This is a genomic window from Proteus sp. G4380, assembly GCF_963885725.1.
Lineage (GTDB): Bacteria > Pseudomonadota > Gammaproteobacteria > Enterobacterales > Enterobacteriaceae > Proteus > Proteus mirabilis.
On sequence record NZ_CAWPAV010000106.1, the window covers coordinates 1 to 21,543 of the forward strand.

The 21,543-nt window shown below is 40.0% G+C and carries 20 protein-coding genes; 5 read left to right on the forward strand and 15 right to left on the reverse strand.

Annotation, left to right across the window (positions count from 1 at the left end; all coding sequences use genetic code 11):
* Nucleotides 1–2: 2 nt before the first annotated feature.
* The 8 genes from tuf to AACU98_RS09610 all read right to left on the reverse strand — a co-directional run bounded on the left by tuf (nucleotide 3) and on the right by AACU98_RS09610 (nucleotide 6,319).
* On the reverse strand, nucleotides 3–1,187 hold the full coding sequence (tuf, locus tag AACU98_RS09575) for an elongation factor Tu (protein WP_012368688.1): 1,185 nt from the start codon (nucleotides 1,185–1,187) through the stop codon (nucleotides 3–5).
* Nucleotides 1,188–1,254: 67 nt separating this feature from the next.
* On the reverse strand, nucleotides 1,255–3,369 hold the full coding sequence (gene fusA / locus AACU98_RS09580; protein ID WP_004246898.1) for an elongation factor G: 2,115 nt from the start codon (nucleotides 3,367–3,369) through the stop codon (nucleotides 1,255–1,257).
* A 79-nt stretch (nucleotides 3,370–3,448) separates the two neighbouring features.
* Complete coding sequence (gene rpsG / locus AACU98_RS09585; protein WP_004246897.1) at nucleotides 3,449–3,919, reverse strand: 30S ribosomal protein S7; 471 nt, start codon at nucleotides 3,917–3,919, stop codon at nucleotides 3,449–3,451.
* 99 nt (nucleotides 3,920–4,018) lie between these two features.
* Nucleotides 4,019–4,393: a 30S ribosomal protein S12 gene (gene rpsL, locus AACU98_RS09590; RefSeq protein ID WP_004246896.1), complete on the reverse strand. Its 375-nt coding sequence runs from the start codon at nucleotides 4,391–4,393 to the stop codon at nucleotides 4,019–4,021.
* A 127-nt stretch (nucleotides 4,394–4,520) separates the two neighbouring features.
* On the reverse strand, nucleotides 4,521–4,814 hold the full coding sequence (gene tusB / locus AACU98_RS09595; protein ID WP_004246894.1) for a sulfurtransferase complex subunit TusB: 294 nt from the start codon (nucleotides 4,812–4,814) through the stop codon (nucleotides 4,521–4,523).
* 30 nt (nucleotides 4,815–4,844) lie between these two features.
* Nucleotides 4,845–5,213 (reverse strand): sulfurtransferase complex subunit TusC, encoded by a 369-nt coding sequence (gene tusC / locus AACU98_RS09600; protein ID WP_004249124.1) that lies wholly within the window; start codon nucleotides 5,211–5,213, stop codon nucleotides 4,845–4,847.
* Nucleotides 5,213–5,605, reverse strand: a complete 393-nt coding sequence (gene tusD, locus AACU98_RS09605) for a sulfurtransferase complex subunit TusD (RefSeq protein ID WP_004246892.1) — start codon at nucleotides 5,603–5,605, stop codon at nucleotides 5,213–5,215. Before tusD ends, tusC begins: the two co-directional genes overlap by 1 nt.
* Nucleotides 5,606–5,614: 9 nt before the next feature.
* Complete coding sequence (locus tag AACU98_RS09610) at nucleotides 5,615–6,319, reverse strand: helix-turn-helix transcriptional regulator (RefSeq protein WP_004246891.1); 705 nt, start codon at nucleotides 6,317–6,319, stop codon at nucleotides 5,615–5,617.
* Nucleotides 6,320–6,937: 618 nt separating this feature from the next.
* Between AACU98_RS09610 and AACU98_RS09615 the strand changes: the two genes are divergently transcribed.
* Complete coding sequence (locus AACU98_RS09615) at nucleotides 6,938–7,819, forward strand: DMT family transporter (RefSeq protein ID WP_004246890.1); 882 nt, start codon at nucleotides 6,938–6,940, stop codon at nucleotides 7,817–7,819.
* A 52-nt stretch (nucleotides 7,820–7,871) separates the two neighbouring features.
* Here AACU98_RS09615 and fkpA read toward each other — a convergent pair whose 3' ends face one another.
* Entirely contained in the window at nucleotides 7,872–8,621 is a 750-nt protein-coding gene (gene fkpA, locus AACU98_RS09620) for an FKBP-type peptidyl-prolyl cis-trans isomerase (RefSeq protein ID WP_004246889.1), read from the reverse strand.
* A 336-nt stretch (nucleotides 8,622–8,957) separates the two neighbouring features.
* Here fkpA and AACU98_RS09625 point away from each other — a divergent pair, with 336 nt between their 5' ends.
* The gene (locus AACU98_RS09625; RefSeq protein ID WP_004246888.1) at nucleotides 8,958–9,176 is read left to right on the forward strand and encodes a SlyX family protein; all 219 of its coding nucleotides are present in this window, start codon (nucleotides 8,958–8,960) and stop codon (nucleotides 9,174–9,176) included.
* A 71-nt stretch (nucleotides 9,177–9,247) separates the two neighbouring features.
* On the opposite strand, the gene slyD is transcribed toward AACU98_RS09625, so the two are convergent.
* The 4 genes from slyD to kefG all read right to left on the reverse strand — a co-directional run bounded on the left by slyD (nucleotide 9,248) and on the right by kefG (nucleotide 12,593).
* The gene (gene slyD / locus AACU98_RS09630; RefSeq protein ID WP_004246887.1) at nucleotides 9,248–9,883 is read right to left on the reverse strand and encodes a peptidylprolyl isomerase; all 636 of its coding nucleotides are present in this window, start codon (nucleotides 9,881–9,883) and stop codon (nucleotides 9,248–9,250) included.
* Nucleotides 9,884–9,972: 89 nt separating this feature from the next.
* Nucleotides 9,973–10,176, reverse strand: a complete 204-nt coding sequence (locus tag AACU98_RS09635) for a YheV family putative zinc ribbon protein (protein ID WP_004246886.1) — start codon at nucleotides 10,174–10,176, stop codon at nucleotides 9,973–9,975.
* Nucleotides 10,177–10,180: 4 nt separating this feature from the next.
* Nucleotides 10,181–12,043, reverse strand: a complete 1,863-nt coding sequence (gene kefB / locus AACU98_RS09640; protein WP_004249119.1) for a glutathione-regulated potassium-efflux system protein KefB — start codon at nucleotides 12,041–12,043, stop codon at nucleotides 10,181–10,183.
* A complete protein-coding gene (kefG, locus tag AACU98_RS09645) occupies nucleotides 12,033–12,593 on the reverse strand; it encodes a glutathione-regulated potassium-efflux system ancillary protein KefG (protein WP_004246884.1) in 561 nt (186 codons plus the stop codon). The genes kefB and kefG overlap by 11 nt, the downstream gene beginning before the upstream one ends.
* 121 nt (nucleotides 12,594–12,714) lie before the next feature.
* Between kefG and AACU98_RS09650 the strand changes: the two genes are divergently transcribed.
* The 3 genes from AACU98_RS09650 (at nucleotide 12,715) to AACU98_RS09660 (ending at nucleotide 18,847) form a co-directional block, all read left to right on the forward strand.
* Complete coding sequence (locus tag AACU98_RS09650) at nucleotides 12,715–14,646, forward strand: ABC transporter ATP-binding protein (protein WP_049219533.1); 1,932 nt, start codon at nucleotides 12,715–12,717, stop codon at nucleotides 14,644–14,646.
* 326 nt (nucleotides 14,647–14,972) lie between these two features.
* On the forward strand, nucleotides 14,973–16,664 hold the full coding sequence (locus tag AACU98_RS09655; RefSeq protein ID WP_004249116.1) for a methyl-accepting chemotaxis protein: 1,692 nt from the start codon (nucleotides 14,973–14,975) through the stop codon (nucleotides 16,662–16,664).
* A 455-nt stretch (nucleotides 16,665–17,119) separates the two neighbouring features.
* Nucleotides 17,120–18,847 (forward strand): methyl-accepting chemotaxis protein, encoded by a 1,728-nt coding sequence (locus AACU98_RS09660; RefSeq protein WP_012368515.1) that lies wholly within the window; start codon nucleotides 17,120–17,122, stop codon nucleotides 18,845–18,847.
* Nucleotides 18,848–18,952: 105 nt separating this feature from the next.
* Here AACU98_RS09660 and AACU98_RS09665 read toward each other — a convergent pair whose 3' ends face one another.
* Both AACU98_RS09665 and AACU98_RS09670 read right to left on the reverse strand, forming a co-directional pair.
* Complete coding sequence (locus AACU98_RS09665) at nucleotides 18,953–20,497, reverse strand: methyl-accepting chemotaxis protein (RefSeq protein WP_049211476.1); 1,545 nt, start codon at nucleotides 20,495–20,497, stop codon at nucleotides 18,953–18,955.
* Between the two features lie 148 nt (nucleotides 20,498–20,645).
* Nucleotides 20,646–21,506, reverse strand: a complete 861-nt coding sequence (locus AACU98_RS09670; protein WP_004246879.1) for an SIS domain-containing protein — start codon at nucleotides 21,504–21,506, stop codon at nucleotides 20,646–20,648.
* Between the last annotated feature and the right edge of the window lie 37 nt (nucleotides 21,507–21,543).

A 21,543-nucleotide genomic window follows, 5' to 3' on the forward strand; every position in this document is an offset into this window, starting at 1 on the left:
AATTAACCTAATACTTTAGCAACAACACCCGCACCTACTGTACGGCCACCTTCACGGATTGCGAAGCGTAAACCTTCGTCCATTGCGATTGGGTGGATCAGTTCAACGATCATGTTCACGTTGTCGCCTGGCATTACCATTTCTACGCCTTCTGGTAATTCGATAGTACCAGTTACGTCAGTTGTACGGAAGTAGAACTGTGGACGGTAGCCTTTGAAGAATGGAGTGTGACGACCACCTTCATCTTTGCTCAGAATATAAACTTCTGATTCAAATTTGTTGTGTGGGTTGATTGAACCTGGTTTCGCCAGTACTTGTCCACGTTCGATTTCTTCACGTTTTGTACCACGCAGCAGAACACCTACGTTCTCACCTGCACGACCTTCGTCAAGTAATTTACGGAACATTTCAACGCCAGTACAAGTTGTTTTTGCGGTTTCTTTGATACCAACAATCTCAACTTCATCACCTACTTTGATGATACCACGCTCTACACGACCAGTAACTACTGTACCACGACCTGAGATTGAGAATACATCTTCGATTGGTAACAGGAATGGTTTGTCAATTGCACGCTCTGGCTCTGGGATATAAGTATCCAGTGCTTCTGCTAATTCAACAATTTTTGCTTCCCACTCTGCTTCGCCTTCCAGTGCTTTCAGCGCTGAACCACGGATTACTGGAGTGTCATCGCCTGGGAAATCGTATTGAGACAGAAGTTCACGAACTTCCATTTCAACTAATTCTAACAGCTCTTCATCATCTACCATGTCACATTTGTTCAGGAATACGATGATGTAAGGAACACCAACCTGACGACCTAACAGGATGTGCTCACGAGTTTGTGGCATTGGACCATCAGTTGCTGCTACTACCAGAATAGCTCCGTCCATTTGCGCAGCACCAGTGATCATGTTTTTAACATAGTCGGCGTGGCCTGGGCAGTCTACGTGTGCGTAGTGGCGAGTTGGAGTATCGTATTCTACGTGTGAAGTAGAGATGGTGATACCACGCGCTTTTTCTTCTGGCGCATTATCGATTTGGTCGAATGCACGAGCAGCACCACCGTAAGTTTTAGCTAAAACTGTAGTGATTGCAGCAGTCAGAGTTGTTTTACCGTGGTCAACGTGGCCGATAGTACCAACGTTAACGTGCGGTTTTGAACGTTCAAATTTTTCTTTAGACACGACTATATTCCTTAATATCGCTCCCTCTCACAGAGGGAGCGTAAACTAAATTGAACTCGAAAGGATCTTATTTCGCTTTACGAGCTTCGATAATAGCCTGAGCGACGTTGCTAGGCGCTTCGTTGTACTTCAAGAACTCCATTGAGTATGAAGCACGACCCTGAGTTTGTGAACGCAGGTCAGTTGCATAACCGAACATTTCAGCCAGTGGTACTTGTGCACGAATGATCTTACCAGTAGGTAGATCGTCCATACCTTCAACCATACCACGACGACGGTTTAAGTCACCGATAACGTCGCCCATGTAATCTTCTGGCGTTTCAATCTCAACTTTCATGATTGGCTCTAACAGAATCGGTTTTGCTTTCATGAAACCTTCTTTAAAGGCCATAGATGCAGCAATTTTAAACGCGATCTCTGAGGAGTCAACATCATGGTAAGAACCGAAGTGCAGACGAGCTTTGATATCAACAACAGGGTAACCGGCTAAAGGACCTGATTTCAGCTGTTCTTGGATACCTTTGTCAACAGCTGGGATGAATTCTTTAGGAATTACACCACCAACGATATCGTTGACAAACACATAGTTCTCTTCACCACCTGATGGTAATGGGCTAAGGTCAATAACAACATGACCATACTGACCACGACCACCAGATTGTTTAGCGTGTTTACCTTCAACGTCAGTAATTTCTTCGCGAATTGTTTCACGGTAAGCAACTTGTGGTTTACCTACGTTCGCTTCAACTTTAAACTCACGACGCATACGGTCAACTAACACGTCTAAGTGTAGCTCACCCATACCTGCGATGATAGTCTGTCCAGACTCTTCATCACTAGATACACGGAAAGATGGATCTTCTTGAGCCAGACGGTTCAGAGCGATACCCATTTTTTCTTGGTCAGCTTTAGTCTTAGGTTCGATAGCAACAGAGATTACTGGCTCTGGGAATTCCATACGTTCTAAGATGATTGGTGCATCAATTGCACACAGTGTATCACCTGTAGTAACGTCTTTCAGACCGATAGCAGCAGCGATGTCACCTGCACGAACTTCTTTAATTTCTTCACGTTTATTAGCATGCATCTGAACGATACGGCCAAAACGTTCTTTTTTGTCTTTAACTGGGTTCAGAACCGTGTCACCAGAGTTTACAACACCGGAATAAACACGGAAGAACGTTAAGTTACCAACAAATGGGTCAGTTGCGATTTTAAATGCCAGAGAAGAGAAAGGCTCTTCATCGCTTGAATGACGTTCTGCTGGAGTATCTTTACCATCTGGTAAAATACCTTTAATTGCAGGTACATCTGTTGGTGCTGGCAGATATTCAATAACTGCATCCAGCATTGCCTGAACACCTTTGTTCTTAAATGCAGAACCACAGGTAACCAGGATAATTTCGTTATCTAGAACGCGTTTACGCAGCGCAGATTTAATTTCTGCTTCTGACAGTTCTTCACCGCCTAGATATTTGTCCATCAGTTCTTCTGATGCTTCAGCCGCAGATTCGATCAGGTTGTTGTGCCACTCATCTGCTAAATCTTGTAGTTCTGCAGGAATGTCTTCGTATTCGAAGGTGACGCCTTGATCTTCTTCATTCCAGCGAATCGCTTTCATTTTGATCAGGTCAACAACACCAGTGAAATCTTCTTCAGCGCCTACTGGGATTTGCAGTGGAACTGGATTTGCAGCTAAACGTGTTTTGATTTGTTCAACTACACGTAAGAAGTTTGCACCCATACGGTCCATTTTGTTAACGAACGCGATACGTGGTACATGATATTTGTTAGCCTGGCGCCATACTGTTTCTGACTGAGGCTGAACACCACCAACTGCACAGTAAACCATAACCGCGCCATCAAGAACACGCATAGAACGTTCTACTTCGATAGTGAAGTCAACGTGTCCCGGGGTGTCGATGATGTTTACACGGTGAGGCTCAAACTGTTTAGCCATACCAGACCAGAATGCAGTAGTTGCAGCGGATGTGATAGTGATACCACGTTCCTGCTCTTGCTCCATCCAGTCCATTGTTGCTGAACCTTCGTGAGTTTCACCAATTTTATGGTTTACACCGGTATAAAACAGAATACGTTCACTTGTAGTGGTTTTACCGGCGTCGATGTGCGCACTAATACCGATATTACGATAGCGTGCTATGGGGGTTTGACGAGCCATTTTTTCCTCTCTCGTGGGCGTTCAATTCAGGTAAAGGACAGCATAGCTGTCCTGAAAAGAGTTGCGACTACTTCGCGGATTACCAGCGGTAGTGTGCGAACGCCTTGTTTGCATCTGCCATACGGTGAACGTCTTCACGTTTCTTAACAGCAGCGCCTTTGTTTTCAGCCGCATCAGATAATTCATTTGCCAGGCGAAGAGCCATGGATTTATCACCGCGTTTACGAGCAGCTTCAACAATCCAACGCATTGCTAATGCATTACGACGAACTGGGCGTACTTCAACTGGAACTTGGTAAGTTGAACCACCAACACGGCGGGATTTAACTTCCACAGTAGGACGTACGTTATCTAATGCGATTTCGAACGCTTCCAGTTCAGTTTTGCCTGAACGCTGAGCCAGGGTCTCTAGCGCATTATAAACAATAGATTCTGCAGTAGATTTTTTACCGTCTACCATCAGAATGTTAACAAATTTGGCCAGTAGTTCTGATCCGAACTTAGGATCTGGCAGAATTTTACGTTGACCAATTACACGACGACGTGGCATGGAAATACTCCGTTTAAAATTCAGGGTTGTCCAAAACTCGATGAGTTTATTTTGACATTAATTGTGAAAAAATGTTTGGCCTTACTTAACGGAGAACCATTAAGCCTTTGGCTTCTTCACACCGTACTTAGAGCGACCTTGTTTACGGTCTTTAACACCGGAACAGTCCAGCGCGCCGCGAACAGTGTGGTAACGCACACCTGGTAAGTCTTTAACACGACCACCACGGATAAGGATTACGGAGTGCTCCTGCAAGTTGTGGCCTTCACCACCGATGTAGGAAGAAACTTCGAAACCGTTAGTCAAACGAACACGGCATACTTTACGCAGTGCTGAGTTTGGTTTTTTAGGAGTGGTAGTATATACACGAGTACATACGCCACGTTTTTGCGGGCAAGCTTCCAGAGCTGGAACGTTGCTTTTAACAACTTTCGAGCTACGAGATTTGCGCACCAGCTGATTAATAGTTGCCATTTAAAAAAAGCTCCTGGTTTTTGCTTCGTAAACACGGATTTGAACTCTGTCTTGTCGACAAGACAAAACATGAGGACGCAGAATTTTATTGCTGACGAGCTCATGTGTCAAGAATTATACAGCAATTCTACGCGCCCCAGTGAATTTGTTGGGGGTGTTTTACCGTTAAATCGACAAAATCACCATAATTGATAAGTTTAATCTGATGAGAAACCTGATCTTTTAGGCCTCGCGCGAGAACATCATCAATTAATGCATAAACAGAAATTTGCTGAGCCAGACAATAAATTAATAAAGGATTATCTTCAAGAACGGCTAGTACACCATCTTGGATTAATAAAACTTCATCATGCTTTGTCAATAAAGACAAAAATGCGTCCAAATCACTTTGGTAAATAGAGACGGAGTAAGTATACAACATAACCGTTCATCCTTCTTGACTAACTCATCATTAAAAACGTAATACCACGTCATAGTGACTCAGTTTCTGAGCAATCTCTTGAGCTGTTATAACCTTGGCGTCAAGAATAAACATTGTTTGTGACGATAAACCACGATGAGCTAGATCTTCTTGTGATATATAGACGTTTGTCACATCATACAAGGGGAGGACTTTAAATGTAGCTGCATGATGACGAGAAAGAACGCCTTCAGGCTGTTGATTTTCCAGTAATTGGAACACGCCATCAGAAAGAAAAAAAACACCTATATTTTCGGTTAAGGCGGAAGTTGCTAATAGCGCATCTAAACCTTCACGCCCAGCACTATTACCATGAGGTGCCTGAGTAAAGATAAACGCCACAGAATTCATTTTCTTCATTAAAACTGCACCACACGATCACAAGTTAACATCGCTTGAGCGAGGGCTCCTAAGCCACTTAGCTCAAACTTTGTTGCCATATTGCTGCTCAGTAACCCCTGCTCTTTAGCTTGTTGCTCATCAACAACACCACGCCGTAATGCTGCAGCAACACAAACCTGCAAAGGGATATTGTAGCGTGAAGCCAATGCTATCCAGGCTTTTGGCAAGTCAAATTCATCACTTGCGGGTGAGACCAATTGATTAGCATTGGACACACCTTCACGATAAAAAAATACTTGTGCGATGTGATGACCTTTTTCAAGTAACGCTTTAGCAAATAAATAAGCGCTAGAAGCTTGTTCCGTGCCATAATGTGGCCCAGTCACCAGCAAGCAATATGTCAGATTCATCGTATTACTCTACTCTCCATTTTTAAATTGGCGGATATAGAGATACACAGTATGTTTAGAAATATTCAGTCTATCAGCAACTTGATTTATCGCGTCTTTGATATCAAAGATCCCTTTCTCATAAAGATTTAACACCACTTGTTTATTTTTCGCATTATTAGCCACTTCACGATCGTTATTCACTTCTTCAATCGTAAATTCAAGTGTTTGTGCCACGAGATCATCGACAGAAGAAGCAAAATTCACATCAGAAGCCACTTCATGCGTTTCTTCAGGAATAAAGGTTTTAATAATCTCAGAGAATGGGACATCAAGGTTCATATTAATACATAATAAACCAATAACACGGCGCTCACGATTACGAATAGCGATCGTAATTGATTTCATCAAAGCGCCACTTTTTGCACGGGTAAAATAAGCTTTTGAAAAACTTGAATCTTCATCTGTAATATCATGCAACATTTGTAATGCTAAATCGGTAATAGGTGAACCAATCTTACGGCCTGTATGTTCCCCATTCGCAATTTTAACCGCTGAACATTTCAAATCTTCCAGAGAGTGCAATACGATTTCGCAGTGATGACCAATTAACATGGCTAAACCATCTACTGCAGCCTCATATGACTTTAAAATTTCGTGATCAGTTTGAGTAAAAGGTCGGCTATCTAGTTTTTCAAACTCGTTGCTGTCACCATAGAATAACGGGCTAGACATTTGATTATATAATCCTTAAAGGCTTTAATTATGATAATGACTTGAGGTCTTATTATTTATAATGATTCATCTTCATGAATCAATTCAATATTAAAATTTAAATATAAAGTCCTGTACGATCTTGACGTTAAATCGTCAAGGGATCTACGTCAAGAGTCTTAGAATAAGAGCTTTGTCATAGGTCACAGCTTTGCTTTATTTTCTTTCTATTTTTACATTACTCACGCATTTCTCTTGAGAGAATTACCCTATTTCGGGGATCAAGAAAAAGATCAATGAAGCTAAGCACACCAGTTATATTTAAATATTATGCTATTTTAAGAAGTTGTTAACTCTATTAATATGCTAATTATCTAAAAATTTTAACAAATATCATAAAATATCGATCCGCTGGTGAAACAGACTATATCTACATTTTCTCTCGCTTATTTTATGCAAAAGTTGCTAGAGAAACAGTTTACCTTTAGCACTGTTATGCACTTCTATAATTTATCTGGCTAGAATATATTCATTACTATATGTATGTAGAGAGATTATTACTATTGATTCTCCTATCAGAATGACATAACCGTTATCTCGACATTACTGCTGTTTCTACACACTTTTACAGGTTTACTTATGTTTTTAGGTCAATATTGGGCAAAGTTTGCCCCTACTACGCTTTTTGTTCTACTTTGGAGTAGTGGTGCTATTTTTTCTCGTTGGGGTTTAGATAATGGCAGTTCATTTGCCATTTTGACTTGGCGTTTTGTTATTGCATTACTGTTTCTTACCCTACTTTGTCTCCAACGTCGCCAATTTCTTCCCCCTAAAGGAAGCCGTTTAAAAACAGCATGGGTTGGATTGCTCATTATCGGTGGTTACTCTATTTGTTACTTGTTAGCGCTCGCTAACAGTATTACACCAGGGATGCTCGCCACTATTATGGGTATTCAGCCGATCCTCACTTTATGGATCATTGAACGACACTTTACTGCGAGTCGGTTATTAGGACTATTTATTGCTTTGATAGGATTAGTATTAGTGGTTGCGCAGAGTTTATTTAATACTTCACTCTCATTAACAGGAATGATTTATGCACTCATTGCACTCCTCTGTATGAGCTTTGGCGCAATTTCCCAAAAGAAATTACAATTAGCGCCTATGGAGGCATTGCCGATACAATATGTGGTTAGTTTAACGCTATGCTTATTATTTATTCCATTTCAACCTATGCAGCAATCTTGGGATATTGGTTTTATTGTTCCCGTACTTTGGCTAGCAATTATTATTTCTGTCGTGGCACAATTACTACTCTACCGACTGTTAACTGCAGGTAATCTGGTTAATGTGACTAGCTTATTCTATTTAGTACCGGGAGTAACTGCGTTAATGGATTATATCTTCTTAGGCAATAAAATGTCTTGGCTTAGCTTAGCGGGGATGGGCGCCATTATTATTGGTCTTATTTTTGTATTTAAAAAGTCTAACTCGATGATTGTTGAAGAAAAAATAAAATAAACAAACAAAAATGCTGGAATAGTACTCCAGCATTTTTTCATTAAGCAACTGATTATTTGTCGCTTTCAACACTCAGCAATTCAACTTCAAAGACTAATGTTGAGTTAGCTGGAATGCCACTCGTTGCACGTTGACCGTAACCTAATTCAGGTGGAATAACTAACTTAATTTTTCCGCCTTCTTTAATGTATTTCATACCTTCAGTCCAACCTGGGATAACACTTTTCAGGCTAATAGTTAAAGGCTCTTTACGATCATAAGAACTATCAAATTGTTTACCGTCAATCAGCATACCTTTATAGTTCACAGTAACGCGATCGGCATCTGTTGGTGTTTTACCTTTACCTGGATTTTCAACTAAATACAGTAGGCCTGATTTAGTTTTAACAACACCTTTTTCAGCCGCAAATTCTGTACGGAATTTATCACCAGCAGCTTTATTCTCTGCAGCTTCTTTTTCCATTTTCGCCGTTGCAACCGTACGTACTTGATCTTCAAAAGCTGCCAGCGTTAATTCAATTTCTGCATCTGATAATTTAGATTTATTATTAAAGGCATCTTGAACACCGGCTAATAATTGTTTTGAATCTAAATTAATACCGATATTTTTTTGTTCTGTTAATGCAGCTTCCATATAGCGACCCATTGACGCGCCTAAAGCATATGCATTCTGCTCATCCTGAGTTTTAAACGCGCTATTTAATGTTGGTACTTTAGCTGTCTCTTCTGCCAGTGCATGAGGTGCACTAAATGCAAATGCTAAACTTGTTGCCAACAACGTCGTTTTTAATAAAGATTTCATCCCGTTCTCCAGTTTATGTTAGTGAGTCACTACGCGTTGCAAACGATCATCTTAAATCTTAGCAAATACGTTTTGCATCACTTCTTTCTGTCGTTGCGGAGTAGATCTCATCCGCGGGTAACAATTTTATATGAATTAAAAATATTTGCCGACACCCACAACCGTTAATGTTAGGATTTTCGTCAGCACAGCGTGTTACCACATTAACAAAATAGTCTTTTAACTCAAACCAGATTTATGTCTTACTGTGTATATATCAGTAAATAATATTAAATTTTACTCAGTAATTCACTATATTAGTCATTATATGACATCACATAACAAGGAGAAAAAACCATGGACATTAAGGAAATAGAAGAGTTACTTATTCAATTAGAGAGTAAAATTGCTTTCCAAGATGCCACCATCGAAGAGTTAAATCAGGTGGTCACACAACAACAAATTGAAATTAGTCGTTTTAAAGAGGCCTTAAAAATCGTCACCGAACGATTGAAGTCATCCCAATCGTCAATGCTCGCTCGCCCTGAAGATGAGACCCCACCACCTCATTATTAACTTCAAGTGAGACTGTAGGCAAGAACAAAAAAGGAGCGTTATCACGCTCCTTTTTCAATGGTTTCACAAGATTAATGTTGGCAACCACAACCGCCATGACCGTGGCCGTGACCACCTTTTCCATGACCGCCACCACAACATCCACCTTCTTCACCGTGATCGTGATCATGACCATGACCACCACCACAGCATCCGCCTTCTTCACCGTGGCCATGTCCGCCACAACACTCATGACCTTCATCTTCACCATGAACATGACCATGAGCTAATTCTTCTTCCGTGGCTTCACGGATAGCAACGATTTCTACATGAAACTTCAGGTTTTGACCCGCTAACATGTGGTTACCATCAACGATAACTTCGTCACCCTCAATACCGGTAATTTCTACTGGTACTGGGCCTTGATCTGTATCAGCTAAGAAGCGCATACCCACTTCTAACTCATCAACACCAACAAAAACATCTTTCGGTACACGTTGAACTAAGTTTTCATCGTATTGGCCATATGCGTCATCAGAAGCGACTTCAACGTCGAACTTCTCACCAACTTCACGACCCGTTAATGCATTTTCTAAACCACTGATTAAAGAACCACGGCCATGTAGATAGTCTAGCGGTGCACTCACCGGGGACTCATCAACTAAAACACCGTCTTCTGTTCTTACTTGATAAGCCAGACTAACTACCAAGTCGTTTGCTACTTTCATGACATCTCCTACATACCCGTGGGCAAAATTTTCCCGATTGTAACGAAAAATAAATCGTCTGTATCGGGTTATATCAAAAAAACCTACAATTATTGTGGTGTAAAGATCCCGATGACCTGTTCATTTTCACGCACAAGTGCACTAACCTCACCGTCTGTTTGCCTTTGCTGATGACCACATTGAGCGCATTCCACAATATCCACTTTATCTTCTCGCCACATTTTGAGTGTATCTTGGGCTTGACAGTGGGGACATACTGCGCCAGCAATAAAACGCTTACGGGTTGCAGACATGGGGTCAGTTCTCCTGTTTATCAATGGGTCTTTTTTCTCTATTTACTTGAGGGATAGCATCAGTTAACGATTCGTCCCAAATATCAGGCTGGTGGTGCTCTTGTCTCATCTCTTCATTAAACAGCTCTTCTAATTCACGACGAGCCTCTTTAACACGTGAAACATTCGAGACTTCTTCAGGTGATTCGTCCACCAACTTTCTTAATAACTGCATATCTAGACGACGAAAATGCTGTTGTGCACGATAGGCCTGATGTGGGTGCATACCAAGTTCAATTAAAGTTTTACGTCCTAGCTCTAAAGCACTCGAGAAGGTTTCTCGACTAAACTCTGTCACCCCTGCTTTTAACAGCTCATGTGCTTCAACACGTCCTCTTGCTCTGGCAATAATTTGTAATTGAGGAAAATGGCGCTGACATAAATGGACAATTTCCATTGTCGCCTCAGGCTCATTACTGGTGATCACAATGGCTTTCGCGTGTTCAGCCCCCGCAGCACGTAATAAATTCAAGTCTGTCGCATCGCCATAATAAACTTTATAACCATATTTACGCATGGTACTTAAACTACCAACGTCATGCTCTAATACGGTCACATTGACTTTATTTGCCATAAGTAGGCGCCCGACTACCTGCCCCATACGACCAAAGCCCACCAGGATCACTTCTGGATGGTTATTTTCAACAAAAGGCTCTTCGTCTATCTTTGCATCATTATAACGGCGCGATAACACGGCGTCTGTCATTTGCATCACAAGTGGCGTAGTCATCATTGAAAGCGTTACGACAACCAAAAGCAATGCCATCTGTTCACTATTTAATACCCCCATCGCCATAGAGGTAGAAAAGACGACAAAAGCAAATTCACCGCCTTGGCTTAATACGGCTGAAAATTGCAAACGTGTCGAAAAGCGTAATCTCGCTAACCAAGCGATACCATAAAGTACCAACCCTTTAATCAAGACTAAAATAACAACGCCCAGTAACACTTGCGGTAAATAATGCCACAATATACCTATATCGAGGGACATGCCGACGGAGATAAAAAACAACCCTAGCAATAAGCCTTTAAAAGGTTCAATCGAGATTTCTAATTCATGACGATATTCAGAGTCAGCTAATAATACCCCTGCAATAAAAGTTCCCATCGCCATGGAAAAGCCAATCATTTCCATAAAGAGTGCTGATCCTAATACCACTAATAGCGCACCGGCGGTAAAAACTTCTCTCACACCCGATTTAACAATTAAGCGAAATAGTGGGCGCAATAAATAGCGGCCACAAATTAATAATGCAGCGAATGAGACTATTTTTAGGGCAATACGATACCAATCACTACTGGCTGTTTCGCCAGCAAGTAAAGGGATCACCGCAAGAATAGGAATAACGGCCATATCTTGAAAGAGTAAAACCGCAAAACCCAACTGCCCTCCTTCGTTATGATTCATTCCTTTTTCATTCATCAATTGTAAAGCCATCGCAGTTGATGACATGGCGATACCTAGGCCACCAATCAATGCCGCTTGCCACGAAAAAGAAGTTAAGAGTAAAAGTAGCCCTGTGATAATAGATGCAGTAAAGACAACCTGCATGGCGCCGACACCAAATATTGCTCGCCGTAACTCCCAAAGCTTAGCTGGATTTAACTCCAGCCCAATCAGGAACATTAAAAAAACAACCCCTAGTTCAGAAAAGTGTAAGATGTAATCAACATCTTTAAATAATCCTAATCCCCAAGGGCCAATCGCAATACCAGCAATTAAATAGCCTAATACCGCACCAATTTTTAAGCGTTGTGCAATGGGGACCATAATCACGGCAGCACATAAGAAAAACAGCACGGCTTTTATCATCCAATTACCTTCCATCCGCGTGTTCCCCCTCTAACGGTGCTTGTAACCATTGACGATAAGCATCACTAATATGCCCTAGTGTTGTTTTGGACTGTTGCCTTGCGGAGTAAATAATCATCGGCGATAACCAGCGCATACCACACATTTCCGCCATTAACTCGATAGGACGCAATAATTCAGAAAGTGTGTAGTGATTTTTACCATTATGTTGATAAGCATGTTCAGGCTCACCAGTAGTCACCACACAACGGAATGTTTTTCCTTTAAGTTGAGCTCGCCCAACTTTATTAGCAAAAGGACGCGTGAGCACTCTATCTTGCCACTCTTTTAATAGCGCAGGACAACTATAAGTTTGTAATGGAAACTGAAATACAATGACTTGATGTTGACACAATAGTGCTTGCTCACGGTGAATATCGATAAAAAAATCAGGGTAAGTGGCATATAAATCATGAATTGTTATATTTTCCAGATCCCTCACCGCACGCAACAACGCTTTATTGGCGATAGATTGACGCGGCTCGGGATGGACATACACCAGTAAAACATTTGATGCGTTTGACATCATTCCTCCTTACAAAACGTGTCAGAAACCTTTTTTTCCGTTACCATGCACGCATTGTGACCAACTGTTACGAACAACTTACTCTATATATTAATTTACATACTCTTAATAGACGACATTTATGATTGTTTTTTCTTCTTTGCAAATTCGCCGCGGTGTCAGGGTATTACTTGATAATGCCAGCGCAACGATTAATCCAGGACAAAAGATTGGTCTTGTGGGTAAAAATGGCTGTGGCAAAACCACACTGCTCTCTTTATTAAAAGGGGATCTACAAGCTGAAGCGGGTAATGTAACGTTTCCTAGCACTTGGTCAATGGCATGGGTAAATCAAGAGACACCCGCTTTAGACGTTCCTGCCATTGATTATGTTATTGATGGTGATAGAGAATACCGCGAGTTGGAGCGTCGTCTACAACAGGCGAACGACAATAACGATGGTCATGCTATTGCCCTGATCCACGGCCAACTCGATGCTATTAATGCGTGGACTATCCAATCACGTGCAGCCACATTACTTAATGGCTTGGGATTCAGCCAACAACAACTCACTGAGCCCGTAAAATCATTTTCTGGTGGTTGGCGAATGCGCTTAAACTTAGCACAGGCACTAATTTGTCGTTCTGATCTATTACTACTTGATGAACCGACTAACCACTTAGATTTAGATGCGGTAATTTGGCTAGAAAAATGGCTAAAAAGTTATAATGGTACGTTGATTTTAATTTCCCACGACCGAGATTTTCTTGATCCGATTGTGGATAAAATCTTACATATTGAACAAGAGAAAATATTTGAATATTCAGGTAACTACTCTTCGTTTGAAATGCAACGTGCAACAAAATTGGCACAACAACAAGCACTCTTTGAAAATCAGCAAGCAAAAATTGCCCATTTACAAAGTTTTATTGACCGCTTTAAGGCGAAAGCAACTAAAGCCAAACAGGCACAAAGCCGTGTCAAAATGCTTGAACGTATGGAGCGAGTGGCGCCTGCGCACTCAGATAACCCGTTCCAGTTTAGTTTTCGCCAACCAGAAAGCTTACCAAACCCGCTTCTGTCTATGGAAAAAGTCAGTGCCGGTTACGGTGATAAGATTATCCTTAATAACATCAAACTTAACTTAATTCCCGGCTCACGAATTGGGCTCTTAGGTCGTAATGGTGCAGGTAAATCTACATTAATTAAGCTGTTAGCTGGAGAATTAGCTCCACTACAGGGAAAAGTTGCCCTTTCCAAAGGGATCAAATTAGGTTATTTCGCACAGCATCAGCTGGAATATTTACGTGCCGATGAATCTGCATTACAACATTTAACCCGTTTAGCGCCACAAGAGACTGAGCAAAAATTACGTGATTATCTAGGAGGGTTTGGTTTCCATGGTGATAAAGTCACCGATGCATGTGGCCAATTTTCTGGTGGTGAAAAAGCACGTTTAGTTTTATCGCTACTGGTTTGGCAACGCCCAAATTTACTACTAATGGATGAACCAACCAACCACCTTGATTTAGATATGCGACAAGCATTAACACAAGCGCTAATTAGCTTTGAAGGTGCGATTGTTGTGGTATCCCATGATAGGCATTTATTACGCTCAACCACAGACGATTTATATCTCGTCCATGATGGTCAAGTAGAGCCATTCGAAGGCGACCTTGATGATTATCAGCAGTGGTTAGTTGATCAAAATCGCCAAGAGACTCAAGCTAATAAAACGCAACCCGATCAAGAAACAACAAACGCCTCGAACTTAACGGCTCAAGATAAAAAAGAGCAAAAGCGTAAAGAGGCGGAGTTTAGACAACAAACTCAACCTTTGCGCAAAAAGCTCACCACATTAGAAAGTAAAATGGATAAGCTTAGCCAAGAGCTGACCGCCATCGAAACTGAGCTTTCTGATAGTCAAATTTATGAAGCGAAGAACAAGGCGACACTTACCGATTGCTTAAACCGTCAAAGTATTGCCAAATCGGCTTTAGAAGAAGTTGAGATGGCGTGGATGGAATTACAAGAAAAACTAGAAGAGATGACCAACGCTTTTGAGTCTCAATAACTATTTTTCATTAATGCCTAAAAAGGAACTATTAAAATAATATAGTTCCTTTTCATTAAAATACATTTAAAAAATTTATATAACTCATTTAACTTAACGCCTTTATTTCCTGTCACAGTAGCACGTTTTACACAAAATTATATCCTCACCTTGTACGCAATTATCCAATTTAAATAGTTATCTATCATTTATTTACCCATTATTTGTATTAAGTAAGGGAAATACTCATTTTCTAGCTAAAGTTTTTAATCTACCAGCCGAATTAATCATTCTGCTAAGTGGAACTCCCACTGGCGAAGAAAAAGGCCAAGCTAATAGGTAGGGTTATGTTAAAACGAATTAAAATCTCTCAAGGTTTAATGTGTGTCCTGACTCTGTTTTGTATTATTCAGGTAATATCTGGAGTACAAAGCATTCACGATGCCTACCAAACTCAAAACAAATTAAAACAAATCTCATACAGTTTCGACCAGTTACGCACTATGGATAACACCTACGCGGCGTTAAATACTTTACGTACTGATATTATTGCGCAGGCGTTTAGTTATATTGCTAATCCACAGGTGGAAGATGCCAATATTACTACATTCATACAAACGATGGATGCACGTAAGGCGGAGGTGGATACGTTGATGAATGAATATGTCGAACTATCTGCACAAACTGGATTTGATCAGCAACGCATGGCAGAGATCAAACAACTTTATCAAAAAAGTCGTTATGACTTAGATCTTCTTGTGCAATATTTAAATGAACGTAATACCAATGCAATTCGTTTGATCTTAAAAAGTCCAGCCAACGATAACTTCACTAATTCATTATATGAAGCAACAGATTTCATTACTGATGACGTTGTTAATCCGTCAGTGATTGAAGCAGAAGATAACTATCACGAGATGCTATGGATAGCCTCCCTATTCATGGGCATATTCCTGATATTTACGACATTAGTGCTCTTTTGGATCCGTAAACATATTATTGTACGCATTAACCAAATGATTGAATATCAAGAGGCGATTGCTAGTGGAGATTTAATTAGTCGCATTGACCATGATATTACAGGCCGCAATGAAATAGACCAACTTATGTTGGGTTTACAACAAATGCGAGCGCGCTTAAAAGAAATGGTTAGCGCTATCCGTAACAGTAGTACAACGATTTATAGTGGTGTTCAAGAAATTGCCGCAGGTAATAACGATTTATCAAGTCGTACCGAAGAACAAGCCAGTGCTTTAGAAGAAACGGCTTCCAGTATGGAACAGCTTACCGCAACAGTCAGAAATAATACCGAAAGCGCACGTGAAGTCACTCAGTTAGTCATGAGCACAGCAGATATTGCCGTTCAAGGTGGTGAGCATAGCAATAAGATGGTGATGACCATGACAGACATTGCCGATCGTTCGCAAAAAATTGGTGAGATCACCGCAGTGATTGATGATATCGCTTTTCAAACCAATATATTAGCACTCAATGCCGCAGTAGAAGCAGCCAGAGCCGGTGAGCAAGGACGCGGTTTTTCTGTGGTAGCCAGTGAGGTACGTAATTTGGCGCAACGTAGTGCGGAGGCGGCAAAAGAGATAAAAGAACTCATTGAATCAACTATTTTACGAGTAAAACAGGGTAATGATCTTGTTGAACAAGTCAGCTTATCTATGGGAGAGATCGTCACATCAGTTAACCATGTATCAGGCTCGATGAAAGAGATTTTAGCAGCATCAGAAGAGCAAACTCGTGGCATTGCTCAGATTAGCCTTGCAGTTAATGAAATGGATAAAGCGACACAACAAAATGCCGCGATGGTGGAACAATCTACAGCTGCTTCAGCAACACTAAGTGAACAAGCCTCAATGTTAGATATGATTGTAAATACCTTCAAGGTAGAACAAGTCGCGGTTACATCACCACGATCACCAACATTCTCGGCTAAGCCAGCTGAACCGGAAATAACAAAAACAGCAACGACATCCACAATAAAATCCCATCATCATGAAGCCGATGACAATTGGGAAAGTTTTTAAGCTAAATAACCTACAATAATATTAACCTGCGACAAAGTTTAAATAACACGTTACATCTGTATTAAAGACCTCTACCGTTAATACCTTCAATCAAATAAGATTGGAGGTATTTCTTAAAATCAATTATAAATTTTCCCATTTTATATAGGTTATAAAAGTCAGACAGCACTTTGATTGCTGATACTTTTCTTTCTCATCAATCATTAGAAACTTTTAATTACTAATAATTCGCCTTGCTAATAAATCATTTTTTTTCCCTAGCACCTTACACCAATCATTAGAAAATTTTAGTTATTAGCGGTTAATTAAAGCGAAAAAAAGCAAAATAAGTCGTTTTCAGTCACAAAATAGATAAAAAAAGTAAAGTTTTCAATTATTAAGCCGAATAAATTTAACTGATGTATGTTTGTCGTTCCTTGCTCTTTATCCTACAAATTAATGAAATAGGTAAGGCTATGCTTAAACGAATAAAAATATCTAGTGGCTTAATGTTTATTTTGATCTTGTTTTGTGCCATTCAGTTGTTTTCTGGTGCTACAGGCATTCGTGATGCTTATTTAACTAATAAGCGAATTTCACAGTTAGCCGATGGTTTTGAACAGATAAAAACCATGGATTATGGTTATGCCGCATTAAATAAATTACGTGAAGATATGCTTAATGTAATGTTTGATGCTCATCTCACCCCAGATCTTGCTGAAAGCAAAATTACAGATTTCCTCTCCTCTTACCCTCAACGAAAAAAAGAAGTCTCTAGCATTATTACCCAATATTTTACCTCCGCTGAAAATGCCGATTTTGATCGCGAAAAAGTGGCGAAAATGAAAAAACTATTTCAGCGTGTCATTTACGATCTTGACCAGCTCGTTTCATGTTTAGAAATACGAGATTATTACGGTTTCCAATCGCTTTATGCTCACAATACGAATGAGCGGTTCACACAATCACTTTATGAGGCAACGGATCATCTTAGTGATAATGTCGTCAACCACGCGATAGAAGCCGCACAGGGTAATTACCAACGCGCGTTGATCTTCGCGTTTATTTTTATGTCGGTATTTATCTTATTTACGGTGTTTGTCATGTTGTGGATACGCCACCATATCGTGTTACGTATTAAACAAGTCATTGATTATATGTCAGATATCTCACAAGGGAATTTACTTGAAAATAGCACCATAAAAGCCAAAGGTAATAATGAGATAGACCAACTTATTAATGGAATACAGTATATGCGGTCTGAATTATCACTGATAGTCAATGCTATTCGCGGAACAAGTCATCATATTTATAATGGTGTACAAGAGCTCAGTGCTGGTAATAATGATCTATCTAGTCGTACTCAAGAGCAAGCGAGTGCTTTAGAAGAAACCGCTTCTAGTATGGAGCAACTAACCGCCACAGTAAAAAATAATACTGAAAGTGCTCGTGAAGTATCACACCTTATCAATCAAACCTCTAATATTGCCAGTAAAGGGGGGGATGTTACCCATAGAATGGTAAAAACCATGAACGATATTGCACAAAGCTCTCAAAAGATTGGCGAGATCACAACGGTTATCAACAGCATTGCTTTTCAAACCAATATATTATCACTCAATGCTGCGGTAGAAGCGGCCAGAGCAGGAGAGCAAGGACGTGGTTTTTCTGTTGTTGCCACAGAAGTAAGAGAATTGGCGCAACGTAGTGCAGAGGCGGCAAAAGAGATCAAAGAGCTTATTGATGCGTCGATTAACCGCGTCAAACAAGGTAATCAACTGGTTGAACAAGTCAGTACTTCAATGGATGAGATCCTCACATCAGTTAAACATGTTGAAAGCTCAATGACTGAAATTTTATCTGCATCAGAAGAACAAACGCGAGGCATTTCTCAAGTCTCCTTAGCCGTCACTGAAATGGATAAAGCGACACAACAAAATGCCGCAATGGTGGAGCAATCTTCTGCTGTAGCGAGTTTACTAACCGAAGAGGCGGGTGATCTTGAGCAAATTGTTGAGCAATTTAAAACAGCGGAAAGTCTATTTTCGAAGAAGAGCACATTAACAAAACCCGTTGAGAAATCAGCCAATATTGGGTTATCGCCCATAAAAGAAAATCAACAAGACTCAAGAATAAAAGAGCCAAAAAACCATAACCAATCGACATTCAAAGAAGATGAAGACGATGATTGGACAAGTTTTTAACAAGTGCTAATCTATTTATATGTATATCAACACCTCATAAAAATGAGGTGTTTTATATTATCTGGAAGATCTTTACCTATTTCTTTATTCGACTTTTCTTACTATTTAGTGAAATACATGAATGGCTTTTACTAAATAATTCGTTTGTTCTTTCATTTCTCCGGAAATTGATGACGCTTTAGAGACATAATCTGCATTTTCATGTGTTATTGATTCTAACTGCTCTACAGCTCGACCAAGCTCTTTTAATCCTGCACTTTGTTCTGATGATGCAAGGCTGATTTCACCAATAAGACTCGTGACATTTTTTACATGAACCACAATATTTTCCATTGTTTCCACCGTCTCATTCACTTGCTTTGAGCCAATCTTAATATTGTTACTTGATGTATTAATCAATGCTTTGATCTCTTTTGCCGCCTCTGCACTGCGTTGCGCTAAATTACGCACCTCACTGGCTACCACAGAAAAACCGCGTCCTTGCTCTCCTGCTCTGGCCGCTTCCACCGAAGCGTTTAATGCCAATATGTTGGTTTGAAATGCAATACTGTCAATGACACCAATAATATTACTGATACGCTCAGAACTTTTCGCAATATCGTCCATCGTATGCACAATAGTATCCATTGCTGTTCCGCCTTGTATTGCTGCCTTGCAAGTCATATTAGATAAATTATTAGCCTGCCCTGCCGTTTCACTATTATTACTCACCGCTGTGGTTAATTGATTCATGGTTGACGCAGTAGTCTCAACATGACTTGCAGTTTGTTCAGTCCTCGTATAGAGATCACGATTCCCCGCTGCTAATTGATCACAAGAAAAAGCAACTTGATGGATTTGATGACTGACATCGTTCACAAGCCAACGAAACATCCGCCCTAATTGGTTTACAGAACGTTGAGTCATACCAATTTCATCAATACGATCAAGATAATCAACGTTGTGTTCATCACCTGTAGCCACCCGATTAGCATGTTTATTAAGGATCATAATCGGCTTCACTACTTGAAAATAAAAAATTCGCTCATTGGCTATCAATAGTGAAAGTAAGATAGCGGTATGAATGAATAAACCCCAACCATTTAAACCAGCAAACCAAACACTTAATAATATAAAAGGAAATGGTAATAAGAGAAGTAAGCGTACACGCTGCTTTAGTGCGAGTGTTTGTTTCCATGAGCGCCAACTTTTCCAGCCCTTATAAATGAATGCCCCCTTAGAAAAAGTGTGAGAGGGATATTTACCTTGGTTAAAAGCGGCATACAGTGCTGCGGCTTGTTCTACTTCTTCTTTTTTTGCCGCCGTCCTCACTGACATAAAACTTTGAATTTTACCTTGACGAATAATAGGGGTGACATTAGCCCTTACCCAATAATGATCGCCATTTTTGCGCCTATTTTTAACTATTCCCGTCCAAACCTCCCCCTGTTTTAATGTTTTCCACATGTCTCTAAATACATCAGCAGGAATATCTGGATGTCTGACAATATTATGGGGTTGCCCCATTAACTCTTGTGCTGAAAAACCACTGACTTCAACAAAATCCTCATTAGCATAAATAATATTGCCATTAACATCGGTTGTTGACATCAGTGTTGCGTTTTCAGCTACCGGATATTCTCGCTGTGTCACCGGTTGATTGTTACGCATTAGTTACTCTCCTCGTCATTGAAATGAGATATCTCAATAAAAAAACACGTGCTAAATAACTAACGTTTCGGCTACAAAGAGAATAACTTTAGAAATAAGTGTAAATATTAACTTTTAAATATTAAAAATTTGAATCAGTTCAAATAAATTAATCATCCAGACTATTAATTAGTGCTTGAGAGCTTAATACTAAAGCCTTCGCATTTTCATCACGCTTCTTTAATAATGCCATAAAGATAAGATCGGTAATGGTGTTTTGTGCAGTGCGAGAAGAAATAGCAGCACTACGCCACTCACCTTCATCAGCAATAGTTTCTAATATATAATCGGCCATCAGACCTAGTGGTGAATGTTTTTCTCCTGTGATCGCTATAATTTTAGCACCTTGTTTTTTAGCCACAGATGCAGCGACCAGCATATCTTTTCTTTTGCCACTGTAAGAGATCACAATTTGTAAATCCCGAGGGCTTAACATCTGAGCAACAGAAATTTGTACATGGTGATCAGTTTCAATTAAAGTCGTAATACCTATTTTCTGTAATTTATAACTTAAATCTCTGGCAACTAAACCTGATCCACCAATACCTATAATTTGTACCCGAGAGGCGTCATCAATCTGTTGGATCACTTGTTCAAACTGGTGATAATTAATTTGACGTGTGGTATCCCGAATTGAATTATTTTTTTCTTGTGCTAATTTCTGCGCAATAACAACCAGGCTATCCTCTGAGTCTATTTGGTTATGTAATATGCTGGAGTTTTTTTCTGAATTAGCATTTTTTCGCCCTAAATCTTCACTGATAGCCAGCTTTAAAGAAGGAAATCCTTTAAATCCTATCTTTTGACTAAATTTCACTATTGCTGATTGGCTGACTCCCATAATTTCGGCTAATTGCTGTGATGATAAAGTCACGATTTTTTCAGGGTGTTCTAAAATATAATCCGCTATTTTACGTTGATTTGTCGCCATCCCTGGTTTTATCCACGCTATCTTCGTTAATGTAGGCATAATGACATAATCCACTTAAATTATACTATTTTTATAA

Coding starts and splice junctions, on each gene's coding strand:
- AACU98_RS09655 (WP_004249116.1), top strand. CDS start 14,973: ATGTTAAAACGAATTAAAATCTCTCAAGGTTTAATGTGTGTCCTGACT.
- AACU98_RS09635 (WP_004246886.1), bottom strand. CDS start 10,176: ATGTCTGCAACCCGTAAGCGTTTTATTGCTGGCGCAGTATGTCCCCAC.
- AACU98_RS09660 (WP_012368515.1), top strand. CDS start 17,120: ATGCTTAAACGAATAAAAATATCTAGTGGCTTAATGTTTATTTTGATC.
- AACU98_RS09650 (WP_049219533.1), top strand. CDS start 12,715: ATGATTGTTTTTTCTTCTTTGCAAATTCGCCGCGGTGTCAGGGTATTA.
- AACU98_RS09615 (WP_004246890.1), top strand. CDS start 6,938: ATGTTTTTAGGTCAATATTGGGCAAAGTTTGCCCCTACTACGCTTTTT.
- kefB (WP_004249119.1), bottom strand. CDS start 12,043: ATGGAAGGTAATTGGATGATAAAAGCCGTGCTGTTTTTCTTATGTGCT.
- rpsG (WP_004246897.1), bottom strand. CDS start 3,919: ATGCCACGTCGTCGTGTAATTGGTCAACGTAAAATTCTGCCAGATCCT.
- tusB (WP_004246894.1), bottom strand. CDS start 4,814: ATGTTGTATACTTACTCCGTCTCTATTTACCAAAGTGATTTGGACGCA.
- fusA (WP_004246898.1), bottom strand. CDS start 3,369: ATGGCTCGTCAAACCCCCATAGCACGCTATCGTAATATCGGTATTAGT.
- tusC (WP_004249124.1), bottom strand. CDS start 5,213: ATGAAGAAAATGAATTCTGTGGCGTTTATCTTTACTCAGGCACCTCAT.
- slyD (WP_004246887.1), bottom strand. CDS start 9,883: ATGAAAGTAGCAAACGACTTGGTAGTTAGTCTGGCTTATCAAGTAAGA.
- rpsL (WP_004246896.1), bottom strand. CDS start 4,393: ATGGCAACTATTAATCAGCTGGTGCGCAAATCTCGTAGCTCGAAAGTT.
- AACU98_RS09670 (WP_004246879.1), bottom strand. CDS start 21,506: ATGCCTACATTAACGAAGATAGCGTGGATAAAACCAGGGATGGCGACA.
- kefG (WP_004246884.1), bottom strand. CDS start 12,593: ATGTCAAACGCATCAAATGTTTTACTGGTGTATGTCCATCCCGAGCCG.
- AACU98_RS09665 (WP_049211476.1), bottom strand. CDS start 20,497: ATGCGTAACAATCAACCGGTGACACAGCGAGAATATCCGGTAGCTGAA.
- AACU98_RS09625 (WP_004246888.1), top strand. CDS start 8,958: ATGGACATTAAGGAAATAGAAGAGTTACTTATTCAATTAGAGAGTAAA.
- AACU98_RS09610 (WP_004246891.1), bottom strand. CDS start 6,319: ATGTCTAGCCCGTTATTCTATGGTGACAGCAACGAGTTTGAAAAACTA.
- fkpA (WP_004246889.1), bottom strand. CDS start 8,621: ATGAAATCTTTATTAAAAACGACGTTGTTGGCAACAAGTTTAGCATTT.
- tusD (WP_004246892.1), bottom strand. CDS start 5,605: ATGAATCTGACATATTGCTTGCTGGTGACTGGGCCACATTATGGCACG.